This is a genomic window from Alteribacter keqinensis, from assembly GCF_003710255.1.
In the GTDB taxonomy this organism is placed as follows: domain Bacteria; phylum Bacillota; class Bacilli; order Bacillales; family Salisediminibacteriaceae; genus Alteribacter; species Alteribacter keqinensis.
In genome coordinates this window covers 1755352-1781944 of record NZ_RHIB01000001.1, presented here as the reverse complement: position 1 = coordinate 1781944, position 26593 = coordinate 1755352, and the positions used below count along the sequence as shown (strand labels likewise).

The following is a 26593-nucleotide window of genomic DNA, read 5'->3' as shown; positions in this document are numbered from 1 at the left end:
GTTACTTAATTTTCTCATACAAAAAAAGACATGGAGCCCTCCATGTCTTTTCCTGCATTTTTTAGTACACCCGGTCCCCGTTAAAGATCGAATTTTTTACGACGACGTAGTCCACTGTGCGGATGACATCGAGCTTGCTGCCGCCTGCGTAGGAGATGGCGGATTGGAGGTCCTGTTCCATTTCCACGAGGGTGTCTTTAAGGGAGCCTTTGTGATCCACGTACACTTTTTTACCTTCGACGTTTTTCTTTTCGCCTTTTTGGAACTCTGAAGCAGAACCGAAGTATTCTTTAACGAGTTTGCCGTCTACTTCTTTTGTTTCTCCCGGTGATTCTTCGTGACCGGCGAAAAGAGACCCGATCATAACCATTGTTGCGCCAAAACGGATGGACTTCGCCACGTCGCCATGCGTACGGATCCCACCGTCTGCGATAATCGGTTTCGTCGCTGCTTTCGCGCACCAGCGGAGTGCTGCGAGCTGCCAGCCGCCGGTTCCGAAGCCGGTCTTGATTTTTGTTATACATACTTTCCCTGGCCCAATGCCGACTTTTGTCGCGTCTGCACCGGCGTGCTCAAGCTCCCGTACCGCTTCAGGCGTACCTACGTTACCTGCGATGACGAAGGTTTCAGGCAGGTGGTTTTTAATGTGCTGGATCATGCCGATGACCGCATTGGAGTGGCCATGGGCAATGTCAATTGTGATGTATTCAGGCTTCAGGTTGTCAGCGGCGAGCTCTTCAATAAACCCGTACTCTTCTTCTTTTACCCCGACACTGATGGAGGCGATGAGGCCTTTTTCGTGCATGTCCCGGATAAAAGCATGACGCTTCTCCGGCTCAAAGCGGTGCATCACATAAAAATAGCCTTTCTCTGCTAAAAATAAAGCAATTTTTTCATCAATAATTGTCTGCATGTTGGCAGGTACAACCGGCAGCTTGAATGTATGAGCGCCGAGTGTGACAGAGGTATCACATTCAGACCGGCTGTTTACGACACATTTCGCTGGAATTAGTTGAATATCTTCATAATCGAATACGTTTTCCATAGCTAACACTCCTAAAAGCGAATATTTATATAATGTTTAATAATTAACGTTCGTACATAGGGTAATGTACACGATTTCTTTACAGTTGTCAAAGTTTTTTGTTGGGATTTTGGCCTTCAAGTGGTGCTGCAGTTGAGAAAGGATCGGTATGGAAACATTGGAAAATTATGTGGAAATAATGCCATTGGGAGAGGATTGTTTTAATGGATATCGGCGTCATGATTGTCATTTTAATTGCTATATGTTCGGTTACGAAGAGCCTGGAGCGTTTCCAGGATAAGATTGTCCGTTAGCAGGAAAAGCAGACGGAATGGTTGGCAGAGATCAAGAAAAGATTGGATGATAAGTGAAAAAGCTGCTTCCTGAGGGAGTGGCTTTTTGACGTGAGGTGATTCGCCCTCAAGAAATTTTAATTCAGATTTTATCCGGCTGAAAAATTTCAATCAAAGAAACTTCTGTTACTTGGAACAGTAAGTTTTTCCGAACCTGAAAAATACTCATACGAACTTCTATTCCCTGACAGATCCTGTCACTGGGCTCGTTAAAATAAACGTATAACCTTTAAAAGAGATGATGTCGGTGAGTCGGAATACTGAAATGGTTTTGGGGATTCTGGGTGGATTGCTTGGGTTTGGCGGGGCGTTTTTTGCGTTGTTTATCGTAAGCATTGATGAAGCTGTGAGCGGGAGTACGGAGATGTGGGGGCTTGGCACGAGTGCGTTTTTGTTCAGCATCCTTGGGTTTGCGGGAGCGGTGATTGTGAAGTTTAAGGCGAAGCTGGGAGGGTGGCTTATGATGATCAGCGGTGATGCGATATTAGTCTCAATCAGTTTGTTTGGCGTCGTCCCTGCGTTATTTCTTGCAGCAGCGGGGCTCATGGGAGTTCTTAGAAAGGAGAAGGTAAAGACGGCTGTGGCTGCATAGGTCTGATGTATTTTAACCTGAAAAGGAGGAATGGTGATGCTGCCTGTGACTGTGAATCAGGATGGATTGATGATTGGGGAGCTTCGTATCAGTTTTGAGAGAACGCTTCGGATTCCGGATGATGAGAAGACGTATCCGCTGCCGCCGAGTCTTGGTACGTTTCCTGTTTGCAGGGTGTCGGATTATAAGGACACAGTGCCGGAGAAGTGGCTTGAGGAAGGTGGCGTGTTTATTCCCGTATACCAGCGGGAAGCAATGTGGCTCAGTTTCAGCGGGACGCCTCATGCTTTGATTGTTGATGCGGGGAACACGAATGCCGTATCGGGTAAAGAACGGTGTACCGAGCTTCAGGCGGATGAGCAAAATTATGTGGTGGCACCGGATCAGCCGTGGCTGGACGGATTTAATGCCGGGAAGGGCTATATCCGGCAGTTTGTGGCGATGCCTGTGGGGCAGGGGTATTCAGTGGAAGAGCAACTGAGTGATAAAGAACCGCGGGGTGGCCTGTCGTTTACGGTATTTGCCCCGAAGCCCGGGAGAGTGGAGCAGGAGTGCGGCGGGTTTTATTTGCTGACAGACATGCATGTCTGTCAGGATGCAGCAATGGGTATTGCGGCCGGCGGAAAGATGGAGCAGGAAATTTACCCGGATCAATATGGTGTGGATGCGTGGGACAGGAAGACGAAAACTGCTGTGAGGGTTCATTTCGTAAACAGTGAACAATACGAAAGAATGACGGGGGATGCCCCTCCTGACAGTCCGGTGACGGCTGAAGTGTACACGGAGCACGGATTTCCGTGGTTCCGGATGTACGATGAAGGCAAAGGTGATCTCGCTCCATCTGACGAGCTGAGTAAGGTGAAATCAGTGAAGGATGTTGATAAAGAAAAGCGGGTGCCGGCAGAGAATGAATCATTGCATGTGCCGGACAATCAAATTGTAACTGTGAAAAAGAATTAGTTTTTCTTGGGGGGGGGGGACTGCTCTTCAATGAGCGGGCTTTAATAATGCAGAGATTCGCTTATTTGGAATGAAGGGAAGATAAACGTTTGTTTCCAAATCACGTTAAACCGGCATAACACAGGCTGCTTCATTCGTATGTATAACAAAAAAGGGTGAGATGGGTGAAGGAGTTTCGTGATGTGATAACCGCTCCGGAAGAGCACTTGGCTGTTTTAAAAGACGGACTGCCGCAATCGGGAAATCCGAAACGGGTGCTCATTGCAGGAGCCGGGATGGCGGGGCTCACGGCGGCTTACCTTTTAAAAAATGCAGGGCATGATGTGACGGTACTGGAAGGGAATACCCGGGTGGGCGGTCGGGTATACACGGTCCGGGAACCGTTCAGTGAAGGGAACTACTGGGAGGCCGGGGCCATGAGAATTCCGGAGCACCACTATCTGGTCAGGGAGCTTGCGGATAAGTTTGATCTTACCCTTATTCCCTACATCAGCAGTACGGACAATGATCTTATTTACGTGAATAACCGGCTTGTGAGGCAGTATGAATATGATGAAAATCCCGGGCTGGTTAACTTTGGGCTGGAGAAAGACGAGCGCGACCAGACCGCAGGAGAGCTTCTGGAAAATGCGCTTAAGCCTTTTTACACTCTCTATATGAATTCAACGGAGGAAGAGCAGCAGCGGCTGAACGAGCAGTTTGAGCCTTATTCAATGGAATCCTTTCTCAGGGACAATCCCTTTGGAGGCTCCTTATCGGAAGATGCGGTTCATATGATAAAAGTGCTGCTTGGCATAGTGGGCTTTCCGGAGATGTCCTTTATTGATACCTTTAAAGCCATCATTACAACCACGTTCAGTGACGTGGCCTTTTCCCAGATTAAAGGGGGGAATGACCAGATCGCCACAGCTTTGCGGGCTCAGGTTGAAGATAATGTTGTGCTAGGTCAGAAGGTAATCCGGGTTATCCAGAACGATACAGGTGTGGAAGTGGTCACCAGGGGAGCTGACGGAACGGAGTACGTTTATGAAGGTGATCTCCTCATTTCAACGATTCCATTTTCAGCTTTTCAATTTATCGACATTGTTCCCCGGGAATCGATTGCCCCTGATAAATGGAGAGTTATTCAAACCCTGCCTTATGTGCCGTCCCATAAAGTCGGCCTCGAGTTTTCGGAAAAATTCTGGGAGGAAGACGGAATGGAGGGGGGGAGTCTGACGACGGATCTGCCGTATCAGTTTATTTTTTACCCGAGCAGTGCCATCGGCGAGCCAGGCGGGGGCATCATTCAAGGCACCTACAGCTGGGGGGACAGTGCGAGGCTTTGGACCTCACTGTCACCTGAAGAACGGGTCAGAGAGGCACTGGACTTTGTGGCTGCCATTCACGGGCAAAAAGTATACGATACGTTTATCCAGGGTGTGTCGTACAACTGGGACGAAAATCCGTTCTCGGCAGGCTGTTTTTCTCTTTACGCTCCTTATCAGTCTGCCAGTTATCCTGAAATTATCATACGGCCCGAGGGTAGGATTCATTTTGCCGGAGAGCACACGTCTGAGCTCCATGCCTGGATTGAAGGGGCTGTTGACTCGGGGGTCCGGGTTGCCAAAGAAATTAATAATGGATGAGAGAGTTGACAGCAGAGGCAACTGGGTGTATAACTAGTTAAAAGCGAATACGAATAACGCGATGACAGGAACAAGTAGCAGTTATCTCCCTGATCCCAGAGAGCCGGTGGTTGGTGCGAACCGGCACAAAGATAATGTGAATTACCTCCTCGAGCTTTCTTTGTGAACCGCCAGTAGCAAAGAACGGATCAGCCCGTTAGCCAAATTGAGTGGAAGAACACTGTGTTCTTCAACAAGGGTGGTACCGCGTGTAAACCATACAGCCACGTCCCTTTTTTCAGGGATGTGGCTTTTTTGTATTCAAAAAACGTTTTTGTATAGAGTGTTGCTTTTCAATATAAAAAATGGAGCAAAAGGCGGTGACTTCCGCGGAAAGTGTCCGTAGGGAAATTACCATTGAAAAACCAATAATTTTTACGATTAGAGTTATAAAAAAAATGGAGGAATTGAACATGGGTAAATGGACAGAAGAACTGACGCAGGAACAAATCACTGAAGTGAACAGGCAGATGGCTATTTACCGAAAAGGGGTTCAGGAGCTTATTCCTTCTGAAGATCTAGAGCGGAAAGTAGCCAAGGCAGTCAGTGAAAAACGGCCGCTTAAAATAAAGCTGGGTCTTGATCCTTCAGCGCCGGACGTGCATCTCGGGCATACGGTCGTCCTGAACAAAATCAGGCAGTTTCAGGAAAACGGGCACACAATCCAGATTATTATCGGCGACTTCACAGGTAAGATCGGTGACCCAACAGGAAAGTCGGTTGCGAGACAGCAGCTAACCGATGAAGAGGTAAAGGAAAACGCCAGGACGTACTTTGAGCAGTTCGGCAAAGTCGTGGACATGGAAAAGGTGGAGCTGCACTACAACTCTAAGTGGCTCTCGAAGCTTGACTTTGAAGACGTGATTAATATGGCCGGTAAAATTACAGTGGCGCGTCTTCTGGAGCGGGATGATTTTGAAAAACGGATGGATGATCATAAACCCATCTCACTTCATGAGTTTTTCTACCCTCTCATGCAAGGCTACGATTCGGTTGTCCTGGAAAGTGACGTTGAGCTCGGCGGAACAGATCAGCACTTTAACATATTGATGGGCCGTCACTTTCAGGAAAAGTACGGAAAAGAAAAGCAGGTGGCCATGCTCATGCCTCTTCTTGAAGGTCTTGATGGGGTAGAGAAGATGTCAAAATCGAAGAAGAACTACATCGGCATTGATGAAAGCCCGAATGAGATGTTCGGCAAAGCCATGTCGATTCCGGATGAATTAATGATCAAGTACTTTGAACTGGTGACGGACACAGGGCCTGAGGAAATAGATGAGATGCGCACTCAGATTGAAACGGGGGAGCTTCACCCGAGGGACGCGAAGATGAAGCTTGGGAAAACAATCGTGAAAATGTATCACGATGAAAAGAAAGCAGCTGAAGCGGAAAAGCATTTTATTTCAGTATTCAGTGAGCGTCTCGTTCCTGAAGATATCCCTGTTATGAAATGGACAGGGGAGGATGAAGTGGGTGTGCTGGATCTGCTTGTTGAATTGAACCTGCTTACTTCGAAAAGTGAAGCCCGGAGAATGATTCAAAACCGTGGTGTCAGCCTGGATGGTGATAAAGTGGAAGATCCGAAACTTCAGGTTAGTGTGAAGGTTGGAATGGTGGTGCAAGTAGGAAAGAGGAAGTTTGTGAAAATTGAGATGTAGGAATATGGCCGTCTCCCCATTTCCACATGGAACCCGGTATCATTACGTCTTCTCTGGTGCCGGGTTGAAGGGGATGTTATCGGGAACGGTAATAACCCTGGAGACATTGCTGATGATCATCTGGCGATGGAAGGGAGGCGAGTTTAAACGGTTCTTTTTAAGAGCCTTTGATGAAAAATACCCAAAAGGAACCCGCTCATAATCTTTAGAGCAGGTTCTTTATTTTGGTTATTTACTACTGTAATTACCGGACGAGCTTCGTTTATCGATTTCTTCGAAGAATTTCATGTCCTGTTCCTGAGGTGTAGTCTTCGCAGGCCGTTGATTCACGGTACTTTTGTTGTTTTCTTTATTTGGTTGCTGGTCGGCTCTGTTTTGTTTTTGATTACTCATGAGTCAATCACCTCAAATTTTGGTTTGGATTCTGAGTGACCAAATGACAAGCTGCTTTATTCACCAATTGGACAACTGGCTTCCGGACCGCATATCACATGGATTTTTCCTGGTGAGGACACAAAAATAGCCGGAAAAGAACAGAGGTCGCCCACTGACTTTCCCAGCTTATAATGTAGCGCTATTGTCTACTTATTTTCACGGGACTTTAAATAAAATTGTATGGTCATCACCAATCAATTTTAAGTATAACGTGTTCAAGGTTCCAATTCAAGAGAGGAAAGCCGATTGTAACCTTTTTGTCATTTAGGCTTTAAAATAAAGGTGATATAACTGGTGTCACGTTTAAAGTCCCAGACAACGAATTTATCCTGTACGTGGACATTGAGGAGGCTTTCAACCACATTCGGATCGAGAAGGCGCTTTTCAAGCTTTCGCTTTGTCAGTCTGAGCTGATCGGAGAACCCTGTTCTGATCATTTCTTTCTCGATCTCCACCATGATGCCGTGACGTTCTATGACGAGTGTACGGTCATTTAAAAAATAGGAATCAATATGTTCGGGGCCTTTTTGTGCAATTTCACACACTTTTATAATATGATCATGAATGCGTTCCTTTTCTTTATAGTATGGAAAAGGGAGGGGAGTATCATCCGCACATTCTTCATCCAAAATTCCAATAATGAAGCCGGAGTGATTTTGCATATCCCAGTCATAATATACGTTGCTTACCCCTACATTTAACATGCCGCGAATCTGGCCTTTAAATTCAGGAATCAGTTCCTCCATTAACATATCCCTTGTTTCTTCAATCTTGATTTCCCTGTTCTGCCTGGCCAATACCTTTTCCATCGGGGCCAGGAAGTCCTGAAGATAGATGGTAATAAACGGATGCTCAATCGATACATAAACAGATGAGGGACCTTTTCCGAAATTGTCCCGCAGGAGTTTTCCGGTGAAACTGGCGAGTTCAGCGTAATCTGCAGTTTTTTCCACTTATTTTCGACTCCTTTATTTTGTTTTCCTTCGTTTACCTTTCCTTAAAACACGTGATTGTAAACCATATGGGGGAGAATATGATGTAGTATTGGTTTTTTGCAGGGGGAATCTGGCGGCTTTGGTCCTAACTTGTTTAGAGTTGGTCTTCACTCGGTTAAATGCACGACTGATGTTGTAGCATTTGTTATGTATGTTGAAACTGCCCTTCCTCATTCTATTTCAGGACATCTGCGGAAGAGCGAGACCCGGCAGTGCGCAAGAACGATGATACGCGACACGAGTCCTGGGAAAGGGAGCGGATTCCGTTCAAGGAAGTTTAGGTCATTTAAGAAGGGTTAGAAAGCCCCAACCTTTATTTCAGGATAGCGAAAAAACACAAGTAAACCAGGCAGCTCTTATGTGCCTGGTTTTTAACATACAATATGCAATTATTATCGGACACAAAGTAAGAGGGGAAAATTATTTGTTGTCATCGTAATATTGAAGGGCTAAACGTGAGTAATTACGCAAAGGAAGGGGACGGAGGGAAAGGTTGACAGATTGAGGCATTGATGTATCTTTCTGGGCTTGTATCAATGAATGATACATGGCACGGCCGGCGGGGGCATTGGCAGAATGAATGGTAATCCGTTTGGCAAAAAGATTTTCTTTCACCATCATATGGACCAGCATAAGTCCGTTTCTTTGCTTGCTTACTAAATCGTGATCGAGAGAGAGATGCTCAATGTTGAAATTTTGAAGCAGTGCTTTACACTCATCAATGGTTTCGACGAGGACATACCCTTCTGGTGCTGCTCGGTAATCATCGAGAAATACGTTTATCGTTTCCACGTTTTATTCCTCCTCTCTTAAATAAAGGGTTCATGCAACCTTAACATGATACAAATATAAACGAAAGGGGATGAGGATCCTGTCCCGTTTTATTTCCATTTCCTTCTAAACTTAATCTTACTACCAGTAAACCATACTTTTTGAGAAAAGTAACGGGAAGTTTGTCACAACGGTAAAAAAAAATCGTCGATTGTCCAAAAAATTGCTAATTTTTTTCGACAAAAATTGGCTTTTTGAGAAAAAATCTACTGTTCTCGTCTTTTAAAAGTACAGTGTGAGGAAGGCTTCTCTCCCCATTTCAGATAAAAGTATTGTAAGATAGACAGATATATAATGAGAAAATCAGGTGAAAACATGGAACACGTTGAGTCACAGAAAGATAAAGTACAGCTGTTTTTACGAATTTTATGGCCGATAATGGTTACACAGGTAAGCCTTTACGCCATGAACATGGTAGATACATTGATGTCAGGAAGAGTCGGCACTGATGACCTGGCCGGTGTCGCCATCGGTTCAAGCCTGTGGATGCCTGTATTTACTGGAATTAACGGAATTCTTCTTGCCGTTACAACAATAGTGGCCCAGCTTATGGGGAGCGGGCGTAAAGACAGGATATCAGAAGCTGTCACCCAGTCGGTCTACCTGGCGATGGTGCTGGCAGTCCTTGTTGTTGTCCTGGGATTTTTCGCTCTTGATCATATCATGACGTTTATGAATTTAACGCCGGAAGTGATCCATATCTCTTTTCATTATTTAATCGGTCTTTCTTTTGGCATCGTGCCTTTGTTTCTTGCTAGCGTTCTGCGGAACTTTTTCGACGGGCAGGGCTTTACCCGGATTACGATGATCATCACGGTCATTGCGGTACCGTTTAATGTGCTGTTAAATTACGGTTTTATTTTCGGGAACTTCGGCCTCCCTGCCCTAGGGGGCATCGGTGCAGGCTATGCCACTGCGGCAACATACTGGATCATTTTCTTTGTGAGTGTGGCGATGACATTTAAAGTACCGGTCCTCAGGCGTTACCAGGTTTTTGTAAAGTGGTTCAGACCTTCATGGAAAGCGTGGAAAGAGCAGCTTTCCATCGGGGTGCCGATCGGATTGTCGATCTTTTTTGAGTCGAGTATTTTTGCGGTTGTCACACTTCTTATGGGGATGATGTTTACAACCGTAACGATTGCAGCCCACCAGATTGCGTTGAGCTTCACGTCCCTTATTTTTATGATTCCGTTAAGTATCTCCATGGCACTCACGATTGTCGTTGGTTTCTCAGTCGGAGGCCGGCGGATTCAGGCAGCAAAACAGTACGGGCGTCTCGGGGTGCTGGGCGGCATCGGCATTTTAGCTGTCGGGGCCGTGTTTCTCTACTTTTTCAGGGAGCAGATCGCCTACTTGTATACGACCGACCGGGATGTGGTCCTCATGGCGGGGCAGTTCATCATTATCGCTATTATCTTTCAGCTTTCTGATGCGGCCCAGTCCGGACTCCAGGGCGTTCTTCGAGGGTACAAAGACGTAAAAGTGCCGTTCATTACGGCTTTTACCTCCTATTGGCTGATCGGGATTCCGGCGGGCTACAGCCTGGCTGCTTTTTCTCCACTCGGACCTTTCGGGCTCTGGGTTGGCATTACACTGGGGCTGACGTGTGCTGCAATCGGATTTTTTGTAAGACTGCAGATTGTCCAGCGACGGGCAGAGCTTGCGGCTGACAACTAAAGAGGAAATGTTGCGCCGCCCGGCTATCGGGCGGCGTTTGTTTATTGCGGGTTTGTGTAGATTTTTGCGTGTTTTGTGTAAAGATATGCCGGGTTTAGGTTAAGATAACACGCTGAATGTTAAGATAACCAGATCCGCATCCATAAAAATGGGAATCGCCCTTGGGAACCTGTGATCAACCAATAGAATATAACAGAAGAGATAGTATCGCCGTCCGGATTCCGGGCGGCGTTTGTTTATTGCGGGTTTGTGTGGATTATTGCGTGATTTGTGTAAAGATATGCCGGGTTTAGGTTAAGATAACACGGCTGAATGTTAAGATAACCAGATCCGCATCCATAAAAATGGGAATCGCCCTTGGGCACCTGTGATCAACCAATAGAATATAACAGAAGAGATAGTATCGCCGTCCGGATTCCGGGCGGCGTTTGTTTATTGCGTGTTTGTGTGGATTATTGCGTGATTTGTGTAAAGATATGCCGGGTTTAGGTTAAGATAACACGGCTGAATGTTAAGATAACCAGATCCACATCCATAAAAATGGGAATCGCCCTTGGGCACCTGTGATCAACCAATAGAATATAACAGAAGAGATAGTATCGCCGTCCGGATTCCGGGCGGCGTTTGTTTATTGAGTGTTTGTGTGGATTATTGCGTGATTTGTGTAAAGATATGCCGGGATTAGGTTAAAATAACACGGCTGAATGTTAAGATAACCAGATCCGCATTCATAAAAATGGAAACCGAACTTGGGCACCTGGGATAATTCCATATATGACGGGTTTTTATGCTTTCAAGATGGGTAATACTTAAAAAGAGAGGACCCAGTATCGTTTTCTCAAATAACTCAACAACAAAGGTTCCTTTTCAGAAAGGACCTTTTTATTTTATCCTGCACGGGGAGAGGAAGATGAAGGTGGTAAAGAAACAAGGAATGGTATCTGTCCGGTCTGAGCAATTTCAATTTTCCGGCCGGAACCTGTTGTCCGGCATTCTGTTTGGTCTTGGTCTCATTGCTTTTTTTGATGAAGTGGTTTTCCACCAGCTGCTCAGATGGCATCATTTTTACGACCGTTCAACAACGGATATTGGATTGATTTCAGATGGACTCTTTCACGCATTCAGCTGGTTTGCGACAATCGGAGGCTTGTTTATGTTTGCAGATCTGCGCAGACGGCAGGCTTTGTGGATGAAACGCTGGCTTGGGGGAGTATTTCTTGGTGCGGGAACCTTTCAGCTTTATGACGGAATTGTACAGCATAAAATAATGAGGATTCACCAGATTCGATACGTTGACCATGTGATTGTTTATGACATCGTATGGAATGTAGGTGCAGCGATGATGATAGGCATAGGCGTTTACCTCGTGTATAAGACGAGACGCCACCGTAAAGAAGAGGTGGCACAATGATCATTGTGCAGCATATTCATTCCAGCCATTCCGGTGTACATGAAACAGGGATGCTTCCCCAGGTGCTCTTAGCTCTTCCTTTTTTATTGGCATTGATTTTCTATATCAGTTGTATCGTGATATCGAAAAGAAACGAACGGTCGTGGCCGGTTCACCGGACAACCCTCTGGACTCTGGGCATATTGTGTGCGTTAACAGCCGTTATCGGCCCGGTAGCGGTTCAGGCTCATGGGAACTTTACTTTACATATGCTTGGCCACCTGCTTCTTGGCATGATCGCTCCACTATTAATGGCCCTTGCAGCACCGGTCACCCTGATGCTCCGGACCCTGCCTGTACCAGCTGCCCGTAATGTAACGAAGGTGTTAAAAAGCAAACCAATGCATCTTTTTACCAACCCCGTGTTTGCTTCCATAATGAATATGGGAGGCCTTTGGGTCCTTTACACAACGAATCTATTTCCTGCTATGCACGAACATACATGGCTGCATATCCTTATTCACTTTCATGTCTTTCTCGCAGGATACCTTTTCACCATTTCAATGATCTACATCGACCCGATGCCCCACGGCTATCCTTATCTTTACCGTGGTGTGGTTCTTGTCCTTGCTTTAGCGAGTCACGGTATTTTATCAAAGTACATTTATGCCAACCCTCCGTCCGGAGTTGCATCGGCCGATGCTCAAACAGGCGGGATGCTCATGTATTATGGAGGGGATGCGGTGGATATCATCATCATTTTCATTTTGTGCCTTCACTGGTACCGGTCCGCCCGGCCGAAAATACTGGAATTTGAAAAAAAGAGCACCGGTTGGAAAATTGACACTCCCTAAACCGGTACGTAAAGGACAGCCGATTCATTCTTTTCCTTTAAAGAAGAATGAGTCAGCTGGCCTTTTTTTATTGGGAAATTAATCATTGCTATTTGGGGGAAATCCCGCTATGTTTGATCATAGACGAGAGACGAAAGGTATTTTTAATGAGATGAAAGAGTGAAGGGAGAGCGTGAAAATGCCAGTCATTTTAGCCGAAAAACCAAGTCAGGCAAAGGCCTATGCAGAGGCGTTTTCCAATGTGAAAAAAGGCGACGGGTTTCTTTCCATACCAGCGTGCACGCAGTTTCCGAGCGGGGCAAAACTCACATGGGGGATCGGACATTTAGTAGAACTGAAAAATCCGAGCGAATATAAAGGCGAGTGGAAGCGATGGTCACTGGGCACCCTTCCCATCGTACCCGAGCGGTTTGAGTTTAAACCTGCCCGCCGGACACTAAAGCAGTTTAATGTCGTGAAGCGTCTCCTCAAAGAAGCGGACGAAATTATCGTCGCCACAGACTGCGACCGTGAAGGGGAAAACATCGCCCGCAGCATCATTGCCATGAGCGGGGCACGGGGGAAACCAACCAAGCGGCTCTGGATTAACAGCCTTGAAGTGGACGAAGTACGAAAAGGATTTGCGAGCCTGAAAGAAGGGGAGCACTATCTCCCCCTTTACGAAGAAGCTCAGGCACGTCAGGTCGGAGACTGGCTTGTGGGCATCAATACGAGCCGTCTGTACACCCTGCTCCTTAAGCAAAAAGGCATCGAAGACGTATTCAGCGTAGGCCGGGTCCAGACCCCGACGTTGAATCTTATTTACGAACGGCAAAAAGAAATTGAGAACTTCAAGCCTGAACCGTTTTTTGAAATTGAAGGAACGTTTAAAACAGAGGCAGGCACGTATAAAGGAAAAATGAAAGGCCGTTACAAGACGAAGGAAGAAGTCAGCAGGATGCTTAACGACAAGGGCGTTTCAGAGAGGGAAACCGGGCTGGTAAAAGACGTGAAGAAGCAGGTGAAGCGCCAGAAGCCACCAAAGCTTCACTCGTTGTCAACCCTCCAGTCGGCGATGAATAAAAAGTACAAGTACAGCCCGTCAAAAGTACTGAAGATCGTTCAAAGTCTGTATGATCAGCCGTTAAAACTTGTTACCTACCCAAGGACCGATACCCAGCACATCACACACAGCGAGTTTACTTATTTAAAGAACAACCTCTCTGCCTATCAAAAGGTGGCAGGCGCTGATTTCGAGCCTGCCTCTCTCAACCCGGGCAAGCGCTATGTGGATGATGCAAAAGTGCAGGAACACTATGCGATCATTCCAACGAAAAAAATTCCCCAGACAAGAACGGTGGAAGGGCTCCGGCAGGACCAGCGGAATGTCTACATGGAGATCGTCAACAGCTCTCTCGCTATGTTTCACCACGATTACCTGTATGAGGAAACAACAATTACAACGGATGTAAAAACGCTTGATTTCTTTACCCGGGGAAGAGTCGAGAAAGAGCGCGGGTGGAAAGAACTGTTCTATAAAGGAGACAGCAAAAAGAAGGACGGCGACACCCTCCTGCCCCCTGTGGTAAAAGGCATGACAGCCGAGGCGAAAGTGAATGTGACGGAAGATGAGACGAAGCCCCCAAAACCATTCACCGAGGGCCAGCTCATTACGATGATGAAAACATGTGGCCAGATGATCGATGAAGATGAGGAAGTTCGTGCCACACTGAAGGAAGTGGAGGGGCTCGGTACAGAGGCCACCCGCAGCAGCATTATTGAAACATTAATTAAGCAGGAATACATTAAGGTGAATAAAAACATCGTATCTGTGACCGAAAAGGGCCGGATTCTCTGTGAAGCTGTGAGTGGCACACTCCTTGCCAAGCCTGCCATGACGGCGAAGTGGGAAAAATACCTGAAAAAGATTGGTCAGGGAGCCGGAAAAAAGACGGCCTTTATCGATAATACCATTGCCTTTACCCATAAGATTGTTGAAGATGCAGGTGACGTTGTAGCAAAGCTTGAAGTAAGTGAAGCAGCCAAGTCCCAGGTGAGCGAAAAAGGCCGTGGGAAAGGCGGGAAGTGGGCTCCGGCAGAACCGGTTGCCTCGTGTCCTGCCTGTGGAAAAGGGCAGATTATGGACAGAAAGACGTTCTACGGCTGCTCTGAATACAAAGCCGGATGCAAGCAGACATTCAACAAGAGGGTTTTAGGCAAAACTCTCTCAAAAACCGCCATCAAACAGCTTTGTGAAAAGGGAAAAACAAACAAACTCAAAGGCTTCAAAGGAAAGAAACCGTTTGATGCCTCTCTCGTATTGAAAGACGGAAAAGTGGAATTTGATTTTGTAAATCAATAGACAGCAGCCCTTGTAAGGCTGCTGTTTTTTGATCAAGCAAGGTGTGACCTATCACATGAGAATCACTAAACTGAAGCTTGGAATATACTATAGTATTACCTATTAAAAAACAAACTATTATTAAACTTTTACTCTAGTGTTCGACACGTTATTCGTTCATCAGCTTATATAATAGGACGTGTCTGTATAAAATCAAAAGGAGTGACCTTATGAAAAAGTTTATGAAATCGCTTTTGCTGCTCATGGTATTTTTGCTGGTTTTTTCAACCAGTGCTTTTGCGAAGAGTGAGAATGCAAAACCATTTCTCGTCGCTTTAGGAGATTCGATTCCTTACGGGTATAATCTCGGCCAGACGAATGCAAGTCCATCACAAGAAGCTTTCCCATATTTGATGGGGAAAGAGGCTGATTTGCGTGTGAGAAACCTTGGAGTTCCAGGGGCTACAACGGAAGATCTGCTTGATGCATTAAAAAACGACCAGAAGTACCGGCAGGCTGTTCGTCATTCGGACTATATAACATTGAATATTGGAAATAATGATTTGTTGAGGGCGCTGGGAAGGGCAGCCGAAGAAAGTGAAAATGATGAAAAAAAATTCGAATACTTATTGCAGAAATACATTAATGAAAGCGGAGTTTTCACTAATTTGCAACAGATTATTATGGAGATCGAACGATTAACGGACTCTCCTGTTATTATCTACAACATATACAACCCCTTCGATAAAAATGATTTTAAGGAAAGGGAATTACACGTAATTGCAGAAAGGATTTTACCTGGTTTAAATGTAATAAATAGAATGGCAATTCAGTTCAGGTAACGTAATTATTGCTAATGCTTTTGAAGCTTATACTCATTCTCAATCAGTCTATGTTCTGCCAAGTGACATCCATCCGACAAAAGAAGGCCATAAGAAGCTCGCACAGATCGGACTAGAAGCGATCAATGGGAATTAAATGATAACACGAAAAGAGGAACAGTCTTCATGCGCTGCTCCTCTTTTTTAACTTAAACTGTTTCCCAAAATACAAAATGAATCCAGTGTACCTTAAAACCCAACCGGCACGAAACCGGAATGATCGGTTGTGTACCCATCAATATCCGGACGCGGGATCTCATCCCATCTCTCAGCATCCGCGTCATAAACCTCACCTGTAGCGAGACCGTGGAGGAGTGACTGAATACCCCTTACGTTCTGCTGGATGTTATGACCGCGGGCACGCTGTCCCAGATTCCCCTCGCGTGTGTTTCCTGACGTTTCAAAGAAAATAGCCGGGTGGCTGTATTCTTCCTCGTTCTGCCCTTCATAGTTTAAACCGAGCATCATGGCAGAAACGACCCCGCCGTGAATATCAATTTCACTGAAGCCGGAGTTTACGTTTCCGACTGTATAGCGGTCAATGTTAATATAGCCGTAATCTTTTAGTGCGTCGTAAACATGAACCTGCATCTGGCGTGTCAGGTCTTCATAAAGACCGCCTTCAAGGTTAGGAAGTGTCGGTCCGCCTGGTGCAAGGGAAATGCCGAGTGACATCGTAATGGCTTCTTCTGTTTCAGGGTCGGTTTTTAATCCCTGGTGGTGGATATCGAGTGCGTAATCCGGCTGCACGTCTGTCCAGTAGCTGTACCATGCTTTTGATTCCACAGCCTGAAAAGCCCCTTCAGCCCAGTCTCTGTTCAGGTCGACTCTGATTTCATTGCCATTGCTGTTAAGAAGCGGCTCTCCAGTTTCCTGGTCATAAAGGACGGTCTGACGGATGTTCATTTCACTGCCGTCAGGGTTATACATCGGAATAAAGTAAAGTGTCAGCTCATCCATTACATCCTGGTACTGAGCGGACTGATTGCTTGTGTAGCGCTTCAAAAGCTGAAGTGTGGCTTCCGTTCCATATGGCTCATCGCCGTGAATACGGCTTTGAACCCATACTGTTTTTGGTCCGTTCCCAACTTTCGCCACGTACAGGTCACGTCCCTGTTCACTTTTGTCGTATTCATACCCAAGGTCTGCCAGTGTGAAGACTTCAAGCTCATCTTTGCTTCGCTTTTCAATGCTTTCCAGTTCCTTGATCATCTCATCATATGTAATGATGCTCGAAATGTTGGTTTCACCGTTTGTCGGGGGATGGTTTTGTCTTGCAAAACTTTCAGGGGAAAACATAATGAACAAAAGCATGATACTTAATAAAGATAGAAATGTCTTTTTCATGTGCTGCCTCCTCATTTAGTTTGTAAAGTTGAAAAACGGTCTTTTATTTCACCTCCCGTAATTTTTGTTACTCTAAATTATATATCTGGTTCAAAAGGAACCCTATCATTCTTTAGTAATGCTGAAAGAGGGAGAAATGTAATTAGTCAGAAAAGTGCGACTATTTACTCAGCTGTCTTTATGTCGAAAAAAACAAATCCGGAAGGCATAGGGAAATAGAGCCCTGTTTTCATCAAAAAACGACGGAATAACCTCCTATCAGGTTCTGAATCTTCGTTAAAAAAGAGGGAATAGTCACAGGTATCATTTGGTGAGCGGAATGAGAAATAAAAATAGAAAACCGGATTAAAGGACACAAGAGTCATAATAATGATGCGTTTCAATTTTACTGTGAAAGCTTGCAGGAAGAAGGATTCGGGGCAATAGTCCTTGCTTTTGGGGGATCGGACTTGGCGTGTTATGAGCAAAAATTGAGGTATTTTTCTTTGAAGGCCCGCAGGAACTCAGTTGCTCCCTGGTGGAAGAGTTGATACTATTAGAATGAAGCAATAGTGAATAAATGAGCGTAACAACATGAGAAACGCGCGGTTTTCTACTCTCATCTGCACCGGGTTTTAATTGTGCGTATGATGGTTACCTTATGAATAGAAAAGCGTAGGATACAGAGGAGGAACATGAGTGGATAATAATACTGTTTATGATTTGGTCGGGATCGGCATCGGACCTTTCAATTTAAGTCTTGCTGCGCTACTTGAAGATACACCTGAAGTGAATTCCCTGTTCTTTGACCAGAAGCCCCATTTTGACTGGCACCCGGGCATGTTAATTGTAGGAACTCGGCTCCAGGTGCCGTTTATGGCAGACCTGGTTACCTTGGCCGATCCTACGAACCGGTACAGCTTTTTAAATTACCTGGCCCAGAAAAACCGCCTGTATCCTTTTTACTTTTTGCAGCGGCTGGATATTCCAAGGCGTGAATACAACGATTACTGTAAATGGGTTGAAAGTGAGCTGAACAATTGCTGTTTCGGCAAAAAGGTTGTTGAGCTTGAATACTTAGAACACGATGAGCTTTATACCGTCACGGTGGAAGACATCGAAACGGAAGACAGAATCCGGTACCAGTGTAAAAACCTTGTACTTGGCACGGGAACTAATCCGGCCCTTCCGGAAGCATTTAAAGGCTTCCCGTCCGAAAATGTCTTTCACACATCCGAATTCCTGGACAGGCAGGACCGGTGCCGTGAAGCAAAGTCCGTCACGGTGGTCGGTTCGGGACAGAGTGCCGCAGAAGCATTTCGTGAGCTCTTGAAAGACCGGATGAAATATGATTATAAGCTTACCTGGATAACAAGGTCCCGCAGCTTCTTTTCCATGGAAGAATCAAAGCTCACAGTTGAGCAGTTTTCACCGGATTATGTGAATTACTTTTACCGCTTTCCCCAGGAAAAGAAAGACGAGATTTTTGCTACACAGGATCTCCTTTATAAAGGAATCAGCTCCCATACGATTACAGATATCTACAACCTGCTTTATGAAAATTCCGTGTCCAACGAGGAAATCAATGTGGATTTGCAGGTCCTGACTGAAGTGAACGGGATCAAGGAAAAGGGTAATACGTATGAAATTTCCTGCCGCCAGTGGGAGCAGGATCTGAATTTCACCCACGAAAGTGATGTTGTAATTGTGGGAACCGGGTACCGTCCAAACGTTCCTGCATTCATTAAAGACCTGAGTGACTATATCTCTTGGGATGATAAAGGCAGATACGAAGTGGAACATGACTACAGGGTTCGTGTGAGTATACCGAATCAGATTTATGTCCAGAGCGGGATTTCCCATTCTCACGGTGTCGGATCGACCAACCTCGGACTTGCCGTTCACCGGAACAAAATTATTATCAATCATCTGCTGGGCAGGGAGAAATACCCAATTTACGATAAGTATGTGTTCCAAAACTTCGACGCAGAGAAGTTTTAATACAGAAGAGTGCCGGAGCCCCGGTACTCTTTTTCTATGAAAGTTCTTAATAAACAGAATCCTCTTTTAACGGCAGCCGGATTTTGTTTATAATGAGGGAACAACGTTTTTGAGGGGGAGTCGGGAATGAGTGTCATCGGAGAAGAGGAACAGTCTGTTTTAAAGGACGTGTTCAACCACCTTCATGAAAACCCGGAAGTCAGCTGGGACGAAGTGAATACGACCGCATACATAAAGGATTTTTTTGAAAAAAGAGGAGTAAAATCAACCACATTTGAGGACTGTACGGGACTGGTGGCTGAGATCGGGGAAGGTCGTCCGGTGGTGGCTGTCCGGGCCGATATGGACGCCCTCTGGCAGGAAGTTGACGGAGAATTTCGTGCCAATCATTCCTGTGGTCATGATGCACATATGACGATCGTTCTCGGGGTATTCCTTAGACTGATGGAGAAAGAGAAGCTTAACGGAACGGTCCGCTTTCTTTTTCAGCCGGCAGAGGAAAAAGGAGCCGGTGCGTTAAAGCTTGTGGATAAAGGTGTTGTGGACGATGCGGACTTTTTATTCGGGATGCATCTACGGCCGGTTCAGGAGCTTGATAACGGCAGCTACGCACCGGCTATTTCACATGGAGCGACCCGCCATATCCGTGGTGTGATTGAAGGGGATGATGCTCACGGGGCGCGGCCCCATCTTAATACGAATGCGATTCAGGTAGGTGCGGAACTGGTTCAGGCGATCAACAATATGCATTTTGATCCTCTCGTTCCTCATTCCATGAAAGTCACGGCATTTCAGGCGGGAGGGGAAAGTGCCAACATTATTCCCGGCAGAGCCTCTTTTACGGTCGACGTCCGTGCCCAGAATAACGAGCTGATGGAAGAGATGGCTGCCCGGCTGGAGAGGACGATTGCTTTTTCTGCTGAATACAACCATGTGTCGATTACGACGGAGACGATAGCGGAAATGGCAGCGGCGGTATTAAATGATGAAGCGACTGAAGTGATGGCCGAGGCAATTAAAGAGACAACGGGAGAGGAGACGCTTCGACCGGTTAGAGAGACGACCGGCGGGGATGATTTTCATTTTTATACGATTAAAAAGCCGGAGCTTAAAGCCACGATGCTGGCGGTTGGATGCGATTTAAGCCCGGGGCTTCATCATCCAAGAATGACGTTTGACAGGAATGCATTACCCAAGGCTGTTGATATAATCACCCGGGCGGTGGAGAAAGTATTGGAAAAGTAAAACTGTATAACGTAAAACGGGGTCTGCCATGAAAAGCCTTTTTTTTTGGGAACGATGGAGGGAGGCTGGGACAGAAGTGTTCTAGTCAACGAGAATCCGAATGAATCATAGCGACGCTGATAAACCGCTCCTGACATATACTTCGCTTTCCGCGGGAAGCGGGTTACCCTCCTCCAGCTTACCTGCTTCTTCCTCTGCCAGCTACCCTTATGAAGCTATATGCGTCGAAGCAAATCGTCGCATTCTCATGAAGCAAACGCTCGTAACTGGGGTCTCACCTTTCCTTTTCAGAAGGCACTGAAAAATTTCGATCTTTAACTTTTCCAGTGCCTTCTAATCTCGAGGGAGTCTGCGTATATTTCATCCGCTAAGTTAGCACATTGTTTGGGTTCTCAGCTAAACACGTTCATTATGTCCCAGCCCCGTTGAGTTTCTTTATGCTCCTCGCTGTCTGGTGGAGCAGAGACTCCACTTTCCTGTGTCTCTGTCATTTCGACGCAACGGACTTTTGTGTGGATAACGTGGTCATCCGGGAGAGGGTTGGGAACAGATCCTGTTGTCGGGGAGAATGCCGGTACGTTTAATAGCCCGTCCGGACTTGAGGTAGACCCGGGGGACGCGTTTGCCGATCAGACAGACAACCTCGTAATTAATCGTTCCCATATGGTATGAGACTTCATTAACAGACACGGATTCCGGTCCAAAAAGAGTGACAGTATCACCGATGCTTGCAGCAGGAATGTGAGTAATATCAATCATCGTCTGATCCATGCAGACGCGGCCGGCCACAGGTGCCCGAGTGTTATGGATAAAAACTTCCGCTCCGTTGGATAACAGACGGGAGAAGCCGTCCGCATAGCCGATGGGAAGGGTGGCGATTGAGGACTTTGTTTTCGTTTTATGTGTACAGCCATAGCTTATAAAACTGCCTGGAGCGGTTTCCTTTACGTGAGCAATTTTTGTTTTCAAGCTCAGGGCTTCTTTTAACGGGACCGGAGCAACCTCTGGTGAAGGAAGGAGGCCGTATAAGCTGATTCCAACCCGGACCATGTCCAGATGCATGTGAGGGTACTGAATCGTTGCTGCGCTGTTACAGCAATGCTTAACGGGAATGGAGATTCCATTGTCAGACACTGTATGGACTGTTGTTTGGAATGCTTCAAACTGCCTGGTTGTAAAGGAAGGATCCTTTGTATCACCGCTGGAAAAATGAGTAAAGATACCTTCCAGTGATACGTATGTGGAGTTCGTGATTTTTTTGGCAAGATGAACAGCTGATGAAGGGGAGGTAACACCAATCCGGCTCATCCCTGTATCAACTTTGAGGTGAACGGAGGCGTTCTTTTTACGTACATTTGTTTCCCTTATAATGCTGTCGATCACGTCTTCTGTAAATACGGTAAGTGTAATGTCGTTTTCAATAGCGGTTCCCACAGATTCCCCGGTGGTGTAGCCAAGAACAAGAATCGGTGCGTTTATTTGTGCATTCCGAAGGACGAGAGCTTCGTCCAGGAACGCAACACCAAGGCAGTCTGCACCTGAATCCAAAGCTTCACGAGCGATCTCCACAGCCCCATGTCCATATCCGTCTGCTTTTACAACGGCCATCAATTTTGTTTGAGGCTGGAGACGGGCTTTAAATATTTGTGTATTTTCACAAATTGCATCGAGATCTACTTCTGCCCACGTTGGGCGGTAGCTGAACGTCATCTGCGTCTTTCTCCTTTCGTAAAAAATATCTCATTATAAAACCGTGTAAAGATCCGGATCAAAGAACGCCCCTCAGGAGACAATCTTGAGGGGCGTTTGATTAAATTAAACAGTTGTAAGAATTTGGGCAAGGGCCTCATCAGGTGATACATAGTCGTAACCGAGATCATGGGAAACTGTTTCGTAAGTGATGTGTCCTGCAGCTGTATTTAAGCCTTTTTTAAGGTTGGCATTATCAGCAAATGCTTGATTTACACCTTTTGAAGCAATTTGAACAGCATAAGGAACGGTTACGTTGGTCAGGGCGATCGTTGATGTTCTTGGAACAGCACCTGGCATGTTTGCAACAGCGTAGTGAACAACACCGTGTTTTTCATAAGTTGGGTTATCGTGTGTAGTGATGCGGTCAACGGTCTCGAAAATACCACCCTGGTCAATGGCCACGTCAACAATGACGGACCCCGGTGTCATTTGCTTGATCATTTCCTCAGTTACAAGCTTCGGTGCTTTGGCTCCTGGAATTAGAACAGCACCGATGACGAGGTCAGACTTAGCTACAGCCTGCTCGATATTCAACGGATTACTCATCAGAGTCTGAATTTCGTTCCCAAAAATGTCATCGAGTTCACGAAGACGATCGGGATTCAGGTCAATGATGGTGACATTGGCTCCAAGGCCCATTGCAATTTTCGCGGCGTTTGTTCCAACCACTCCGCCTCCGATCACAGTAACGTTACCTCTTTGAACACCAGGTACGCCGGCAAGGAGAATTCCTTTTCCACCGTTGGATTTTTGAAGGAACTGAGCTCCAATTTGTGTAGACATACGTCCTGCGACTTCACTCATTGGGGTGAGAAGCGGCAGAGTACGGTTCACTTCAACTGTTTCATAGGCAATGGATGTTACGCCTTTTTCCGTGAGAGCCTTCGCAAGGGAGGGTTCTGCTGCAAGGTGTAAGTAGGTAAACAGGATAAGGCCGTTATAGAAGAAACCATATTCTTCGGGAAGGGGTTCTTTTACTTTCATGACCATCTCAGCAGCCCAAGCTTCTTTCGCTGTTGAGACAATCTCTGCTCCCGATTCTATGTAATCTGCATCTTCGAAACCGCTTCCAACTCCGGCTGCCGTTTCAATTAATACTGTATGACCGGCTTTACGTAACGTGATGACTCCTGCCGGTGTAAGGGCAACACGGTTTTCATTGTTCTTTATTTCTCTGGGTACTCCAATAATCATAGATAGTGCCTCCTTCAATATGGTAGCTTGTTGATAAGGTGAGTATAAATCACATTGATGGAATATGGCTTTGGTGAGAATAGAGAAAAATAAAACGGCCTTTTGTGTAAATCTACAAAAGGCCGTTCTGTTTCAACTTATCCAGTTTCATATCAAGAAAGAGGGTCATCTTCTCATTAGGGTCTCTTAAGTTAATGCCGCCCACCTCTGTGATCCTCTTCAGCCGGTAATTGAGGGTGTTACTGTGAACGTTCAATGCTTTGGCTGCCTCATTCACGTGGCTGTCTTTAATAAGAAACACATCGAGGGTTTCCTTGAGCTGGGTGTTGTGAAGGCGGTCGTACTCTTTTAGTTTTTTCAGGGAGAGGTTCTCGTACCCGTCTTCTTTGTTTTTAGCAGAGAGAACATCAATATACCTGTAAATACCGAGGTGGTTATAGGTGCATGTACCTCGGAGTTCATCAGAGAATTGTTCTTTTAACTTTAAGACTGAAAGGGCTTCCTGGTAGCTTGTCTCTATTTTAGTATAGTCGGTGTATCCATTACCGCTTCCTCCGATCAGGTTTCCACTATGAAACCGAAGGGCCATTTGGGACGTGAATTCTTCAATAAAAGCTTCCGGTGAAAGAATCCCATTCGTCACAGGGGAAGGGGAGCCGAGAAGAACCAGTTCGTTTCCATCTAAAGCGTAAAGAGGAGCAATGATTTTTTGAGTAGTTGTAATCATATAAGAAATATTACGTTCAGTTTTGTCGTTGATCTCCTCGGGAAACTGAAACACAAATACAGCAACGGGAAGAGGTACCTTGATATTGAATCCTTCGAATGACTCGGAGATCTCATCATGGTTCTTCAGGTGACCGGTCAAAAGCTGCCAGAAAAACTCCTGGTGCCCCTTTTCACGTTTCTTTTTACGTCCATGAAGCTGAACAAGCTGGTTTTTGGCAGCTTGAGATGCATATAAAAGAAGCTCCAAGTCGTCATCGTCCAGTTGGTTGTCAACTTCCAGGAGCCATATGTAACCGATAATTTCGGATTTTGAACGTATCGTCATAGCGATTCGGTCCCCAAGGCCTACTTCCTGGATTTGAGAAATTCTTACAGGTTTTTCACTTTGATGAAGACGCTGCATCGTCCCGTCTTTCCAGAGACTGCTGATGACTCTTTCCGGAACACGGCGTCTCATAATGGTGGCAATTCTGGCAGAATCCGTTCCCTCACCATGGGAACTGTAGGCAAGGAGACGGTGGGCTGGGTCTTCTATTGTAACCGGACATTCGAGAACATCGCTGATTTTATCTACAAGGTTTTCCAGACTGCCGAAAGACCCCTTAAAAGGGTTTGGGTGTGTACTTTTGGTGCTCATTTTAAAACTCCTCTGATTAGTACAATATCATCTTTTTCTATTTTATTCTTTTTTATGGTGGAAAGAAAGGGAGCAGATTCAGAATCATATTTAAAAAGACTGTTTTAGGAAACATTGTTGCTTTCATAATAATAGTAGTGAGGAAGCGGAAGTGCCCGAGACTACTGTGGCACTGGGGCCGGGCAAGACCCCGCAGGGCACAGCCGAGGAGGCTTGTGGGCACGGCCACGGAAAGCGAAGGCACGTAAGCTTCATCCATATTTGCAATGTTTGTGTGAAAAATAGCAATAATATTAACGAAAAGAACGTAAATAAAATACTATATAACCGTCAGGGAGAGGAAACTGAATTATGTGGTTTTTTCGAATTCTGTCGACATTTGTTTAATTACCCAAAAATGTAGTATGATATTTTAGTATTTTAACAAAAACATAGGTGGTTACAGATGATAGAATACCCCTATACTTCTGAAAGCGCTGTCATCATGAGGGGGTCATTTTTTGGACATACTTGCAATTTTGGACAGAATTAATGGCGTATTATGGGGAACGCCAAGCTTAATTCTATTATTCGGAACAGGTTTACTACTTACAGTGATGTTAAGAGGGCTGCAGTTCAGACGGCTTTTATATGCATTTAAACTGGCATTTACGAAAGAAGGTAAAAGCAGTTCAAAAGACGAAGGGGACGTGAGTAACTTTAAGGCACTCATGACAGCCCTTGCAGGCACAATCGGTAACGGAAACATTGCCGGTGTTGCCACTGCGATTACCCTCGGGGGACCGGGAGCTATTTTCTGGATGTGGATTGTGGGTCTTTTGGGAATGGCCACAAAATATGCAGAGGCCCTTCTTGCCATGAAGTACCGCGTGAAAAATGAAAGCGGCGAATATTCGAGCGGGCCGATGTACTATGTTGAGCGCGGGCTTGGCCGGAAGTTTAAATGGCTTGCCATTGCGTTTGCCGTGTTCGGGGCCTTTGCTGCTCTCGGGATCGGAAACAGCGTACAGTCGAATACGATTGCCGGTGTAATGGAAACGTCTTTTGGTGTCAGTAATATTGTCACCGCCATTCTGTTATCCGGGCTCGCAGCTTTGATTATATTTGGCGGATTGCAGCGTATCAGTGCTGTTGCAGGCTTCTTTGTGCCGGTTATGGCTGTGTTTTATATTTTCGGTTCCTTACTCATTCTCACTATCAACTTTGATCAGATTATCCCGGCCTTTCAGACGATCTTTTATTACGCGTTTAACCCGGTTGCAGCCACCGGTGGTTTTGTAGGGGTTGTTGTTGCCGAAGCGATTCGTAATGGTGTTGCCCGGGGAATTTTTTCCAACGAAGCAGGACTTGGTACTGCAGCCTTAATTGCAGGGAACGCCAAAACCGATCATCCCGTAAAGCAGGCTTTGGTTGCTATGACTGGAACCTTTATTGTAACGATTATTGTGTGTACTATGACAGGTCTTGTTCTTGTTATTACAGGTTTCTGGGATCCGACTGGCGGACAGCTGTCAGGTGTATCTCATGAGGCAGGACTTGATGGAGGAGCACTGACCAGTGCGGCATTTGCGTCTGTACTCGGTACTGTCGGTGAATACATAGTTGCCTTCTCTGTTATTTTCTTTGGTTTTTCAACGATTGTCGGGTGGTATGTTTATGGTGAAAAGTGCTTTGAATACCTTGCGGGCCGTAAAGGAATTTCCGGTTACCGTACGGTTTATATCGCTGCCTGCGGGATTGGGGCAATGGCGAATTTAACAACGATCTGGGCCTTTGCTGATATGGCAAACGCATTGATGATGATTCCTAACTTAATCGCTCTTATCCTTCTGAGCCGAGTAGTAGTAAGGGAAACAAACGATTATTTTGAGAATCATTTTAAAGCTGCTGACACGGTTAAAAAAGCAAGCTGAACCAAGACCTGAGGAGCCGTTCTTTTCTATCATTTGACGGGTTTACTCCAGCTTACACTCACCACACAAGTAGAGGGCGGCTCATAAGGCACATACCTTATGAGCCGCCCATTTATTGTCACGAATGGGCTTCTTGTGTTGTCCAGCAACGGTGATTCT

20 protein-coding genes and 1 other annotated feature are annotated in these 26593 nt (G+C 45.8%); of the genes, 12 read left to right on the top strand and 8 right to left on the bottom strand.

All coding sequences use genetic code 11. The features are described 5' to 3' along the window. Positions 1-61: 61 nt before the first annotated feature. Complete coding sequence (guaC, locus tag EBO34_RS08750; RefSeq protein ID WP_122897513.1) at positions 62-1045, bottom strand: GMP reductase; 984 nt, start codon at positions 1043-1045, stop codon at positions 62-64. Between the two features lie 579 nt (positions 1046-1624). On the opposite strand from guaC, the gene EBO34_RS08740 reads away from it, so the two are divergent. From EBO34_RS08740 to tyrS, 4 genes are all read left to right on the top strand, one after another. Continuing rightward, complete coding sequence (locus EBO34_RS08740) at positions 1625-1969, top strand: DUF4064 domain-containing protein (RefSeq protein ID WP_122897511.1); 345 nt, start codon at positions 1625-1627, stop codon at positions 1967-1969. Between the two features lie 36 nt (positions 1970-2005). Further along, a complete protein-coding gene (locus EBO34_RS08735) occupies positions 2006-2929 on the top strand; it encodes a hypothetical protein (RefSeq protein WP_122897510.1) in 924 nt (307 codons plus the stop codon). Positions 2930-3093: 164 nt separating this feature from the next. Then, positions 3094-4557 (top strand): flavin monoamine oxidase family protein, encoded by a 1464-nt coding sequence (locus tag EBO34_RS08730; RefSeq protein ID WP_249414031.1) that lies wholly within the window; start codon positions 3094-3096, stop codon positions 4555-4557. Positions 4558-4609: 52 nt separating this feature from the next. After that, positions 4610-4833 (top strand) — a binding site (T-box leader). A 176-nt stretch (positions 4834-5009) separates the two neighbouring features. Then, the gene (tyrS, locus tag EBO34_RS08725; protein WP_122897509.1) at positions 5010-6254 is read left to right on the top strand and encodes a tyrosine--tRNA ligase; all 1245 of its coding nucleotides are present in this window, start codon (positions 5010-5012) and stop codon (positions 6252-6254) included. A 228-nt stretch (positions 6255-6482) separates the two neighbouring features. Here the strand turns inward: tyrS and EBO34_RS20635 are convergent, their stop codons facing one another. The 3 genes from EBO34_RS20635 to EBO34_RS08715 all read right to left on the bottom strand — a co-directional run bounded on the left by EBO34_RS20635 (position 6483) and on the right by EBO34_RS08715 (position 8476). Beyond that, the gene (locus EBO34_RS20635) at positions 6483-6647 is read right to left on the bottom strand and encodes a hypothetical protein (protein WP_183163775.1); all 165 of its coding nucleotides are present in this window, start codon (positions 6645-6647) and stop codon (positions 6483-6485) included. A 302-nt stretch (positions 6648-6949) separates the two neighbouring features. After that, the gene (locus tag EBO34_RS08720; protein WP_122897508.1) at positions 6950-7642 is read right to left on the bottom strand and encodes a Na-translocating system protein MpsC family protein; all 693 of its coding nucleotides are present in this window, start codon (positions 7640-7642) and stop codon (positions 6950-6952) included. 462 nt (positions 7643-8104) lie between these two features. Continuing rightward, positions 8105-8476 (bottom strand): cyclic-phosphate processing receiver domain-containing protein, encoded by a 372-nt coding sequence (locus EBO34_RS08715; protein ID WP_122897507.1) that lies wholly within the window; start codon positions 8474-8476, stop codon positions 8105-8107. 354 nt (positions 8477-8830) lie between these two features. Here EBO34_RS08715 and EBO34_RS08710 point away from each other — a divergent pair, with 354 nt between their 5' ends. The 5 genes from EBO34_RS08710 (at position 8831) to EBO34_RS08690 (ending at position 15598) form a co-directional block, all read left to right on the top strand. Further along, positions 8831-10192: an MATE family efflux transporter gene (locus tag EBO34_RS08710; protein ID WP_122897506.1), complete on the top strand. Its 1362-nt coding sequence runs from the start codon at positions 8831-8833 to the stop codon at positions 10190-10192. 934 nt (positions 10193-11126) lie between these two features. After that, entirely contained in the window at positions 11127-11603 is a 477-nt protein-coding gene (locus EBO34_RS08705; protein WP_122898638.1) for a DUF2243 domain-containing protein, read from the top strand. Then, positions 11600-12436 carry a cytochrome c oxidase assembly protein gene (locus tag EBO34_RS08700; RefSeq protein ID WP_122897505.1) on the top strand — a complete coding sequence of 279 codons (837 nt, stop codon included), beginning with the start codon at positions 11600-11602 and terminating at the stop codon, positions 12434-12436. The genes EBO34_RS08705 and EBO34_RS08700 overlap by 4 nt, the downstream gene beginning before the upstream one ends. A gap of 178 nt (positions 12437-12614) precedes the next feature. Then, entirely contained in the window at positions 12615-14777 is a 2163-nt protein-coding gene (locus EBO34_RS08695) for a type IA DNA topoisomerase (protein ID WP_122897504.1), read from the top strand. A gap of 209 nt (positions 14778-14986) precedes the next feature. Further along, positions 14987-15598, top strand: coding sequence for an SGNH/GDSL hydrolase family protein (locus tag EBO34_RS08690; RefSeq protein WP_122897503.1), 612 nt, complete (start codon positions 14987-14989; stop codon positions 15596-15598). Positions 15599-15826: 228 nt separating this feature from the next. Here the strand turns inward: EBO34_RS08690 and EBO34_RS08685 are convergent, their stop codons facing one another. Beyond that, positions 15827-16984, bottom strand: a complete 1158-nt coding sequence (locus EBO34_RS08685; RefSeq protein ID WP_122897502.1) for a M14 family zinc carboxypeptidase — start codon at positions 16982-16984, stop codon at positions 15827-15829. 678 nt (positions 16985-17662) lie between these two features. Here EBO34_RS08685 and EBO34_RS08680 point away from each other — a divergent pair. Next, positions 17663-18964 carry a lysine N(6)-hydroxylase/L-ornithine N(5)-oxygenase family protein gene (locus EBO34_RS08680; RefSeq protein ID WP_122897501.1) on the top strand — a complete coding sequence of 434 codons (1302 nt, stop codon included), beginning with the start codon at positions 17663-17665 and terminating at the stop codon, positions 18962-18964. A 126-nt stretch (positions 18965-19090) separates the two neighbouring features. Beyond that, the gene (locus tag EBO34_RS08675) at positions 19091-20209 is read left to right on the top strand and encodes a M20 peptidase aminoacylase family protein (RefSeq protein WP_122897500.1); all 1119 of its coding nucleotides are present in this window, start codon (positions 19091-19093) and stop codon (positions 20207-20209) included. A gap of 525 nt (positions 20210-20734) precedes the next feature. On the opposite strand, the gene alr is transcribed toward EBO34_RS08675, so the two are convergent. The 3 genes from alr to EBO34_RS08660 form a co-directional block, all read right to left on the bottom strand. Further along, on the bottom strand, positions 20735-21919 hold the full coding sequence (alr, locus tag EBO34_RS08670) for an alanine racemase (protein ID WP_122897499.1): 1185 nt from the start codon (positions 21917-21919) through the stop codon (positions 20735-20737). Between the two features lie 105 nt (positions 21920-22024). Next, entirely contained in the window at positions 22025-23155 is a 1131-nt protein-coding gene (gene ald / locus EBO34_RS08665) for an alanine dehydrogenase (protein ID WP_122897498.1), read from the bottom strand. A 112-nt stretch (positions 23156-23267) separates the two neighbouring features. Then, positions 23268-24521 (bottom strand): PucR family transcriptional regulator, encoded by a 1254-nt coding sequence (locus tag EBO34_RS08660; protein WP_122897497.1) that lies wholly within the window; start codon positions 24519-24521, stop codon positions 23268-23270. Positions 24522-25021: 500 nt separating this feature from the next. Between EBO34_RS08660 and EBO34_RS08650 the strand changes: the two genes are divergently transcribed. Further along, a complete protein-coding gene (locus tag EBO34_RS08650; protein WP_183163774.1) occupies positions 25022-26434 on the top strand; it encodes an alanine/glycine:cation symporter family protein in 1413 nt (470 codons plus the stop codon). Positions 26435-26593: the final 159 nt, after the last annotated feature.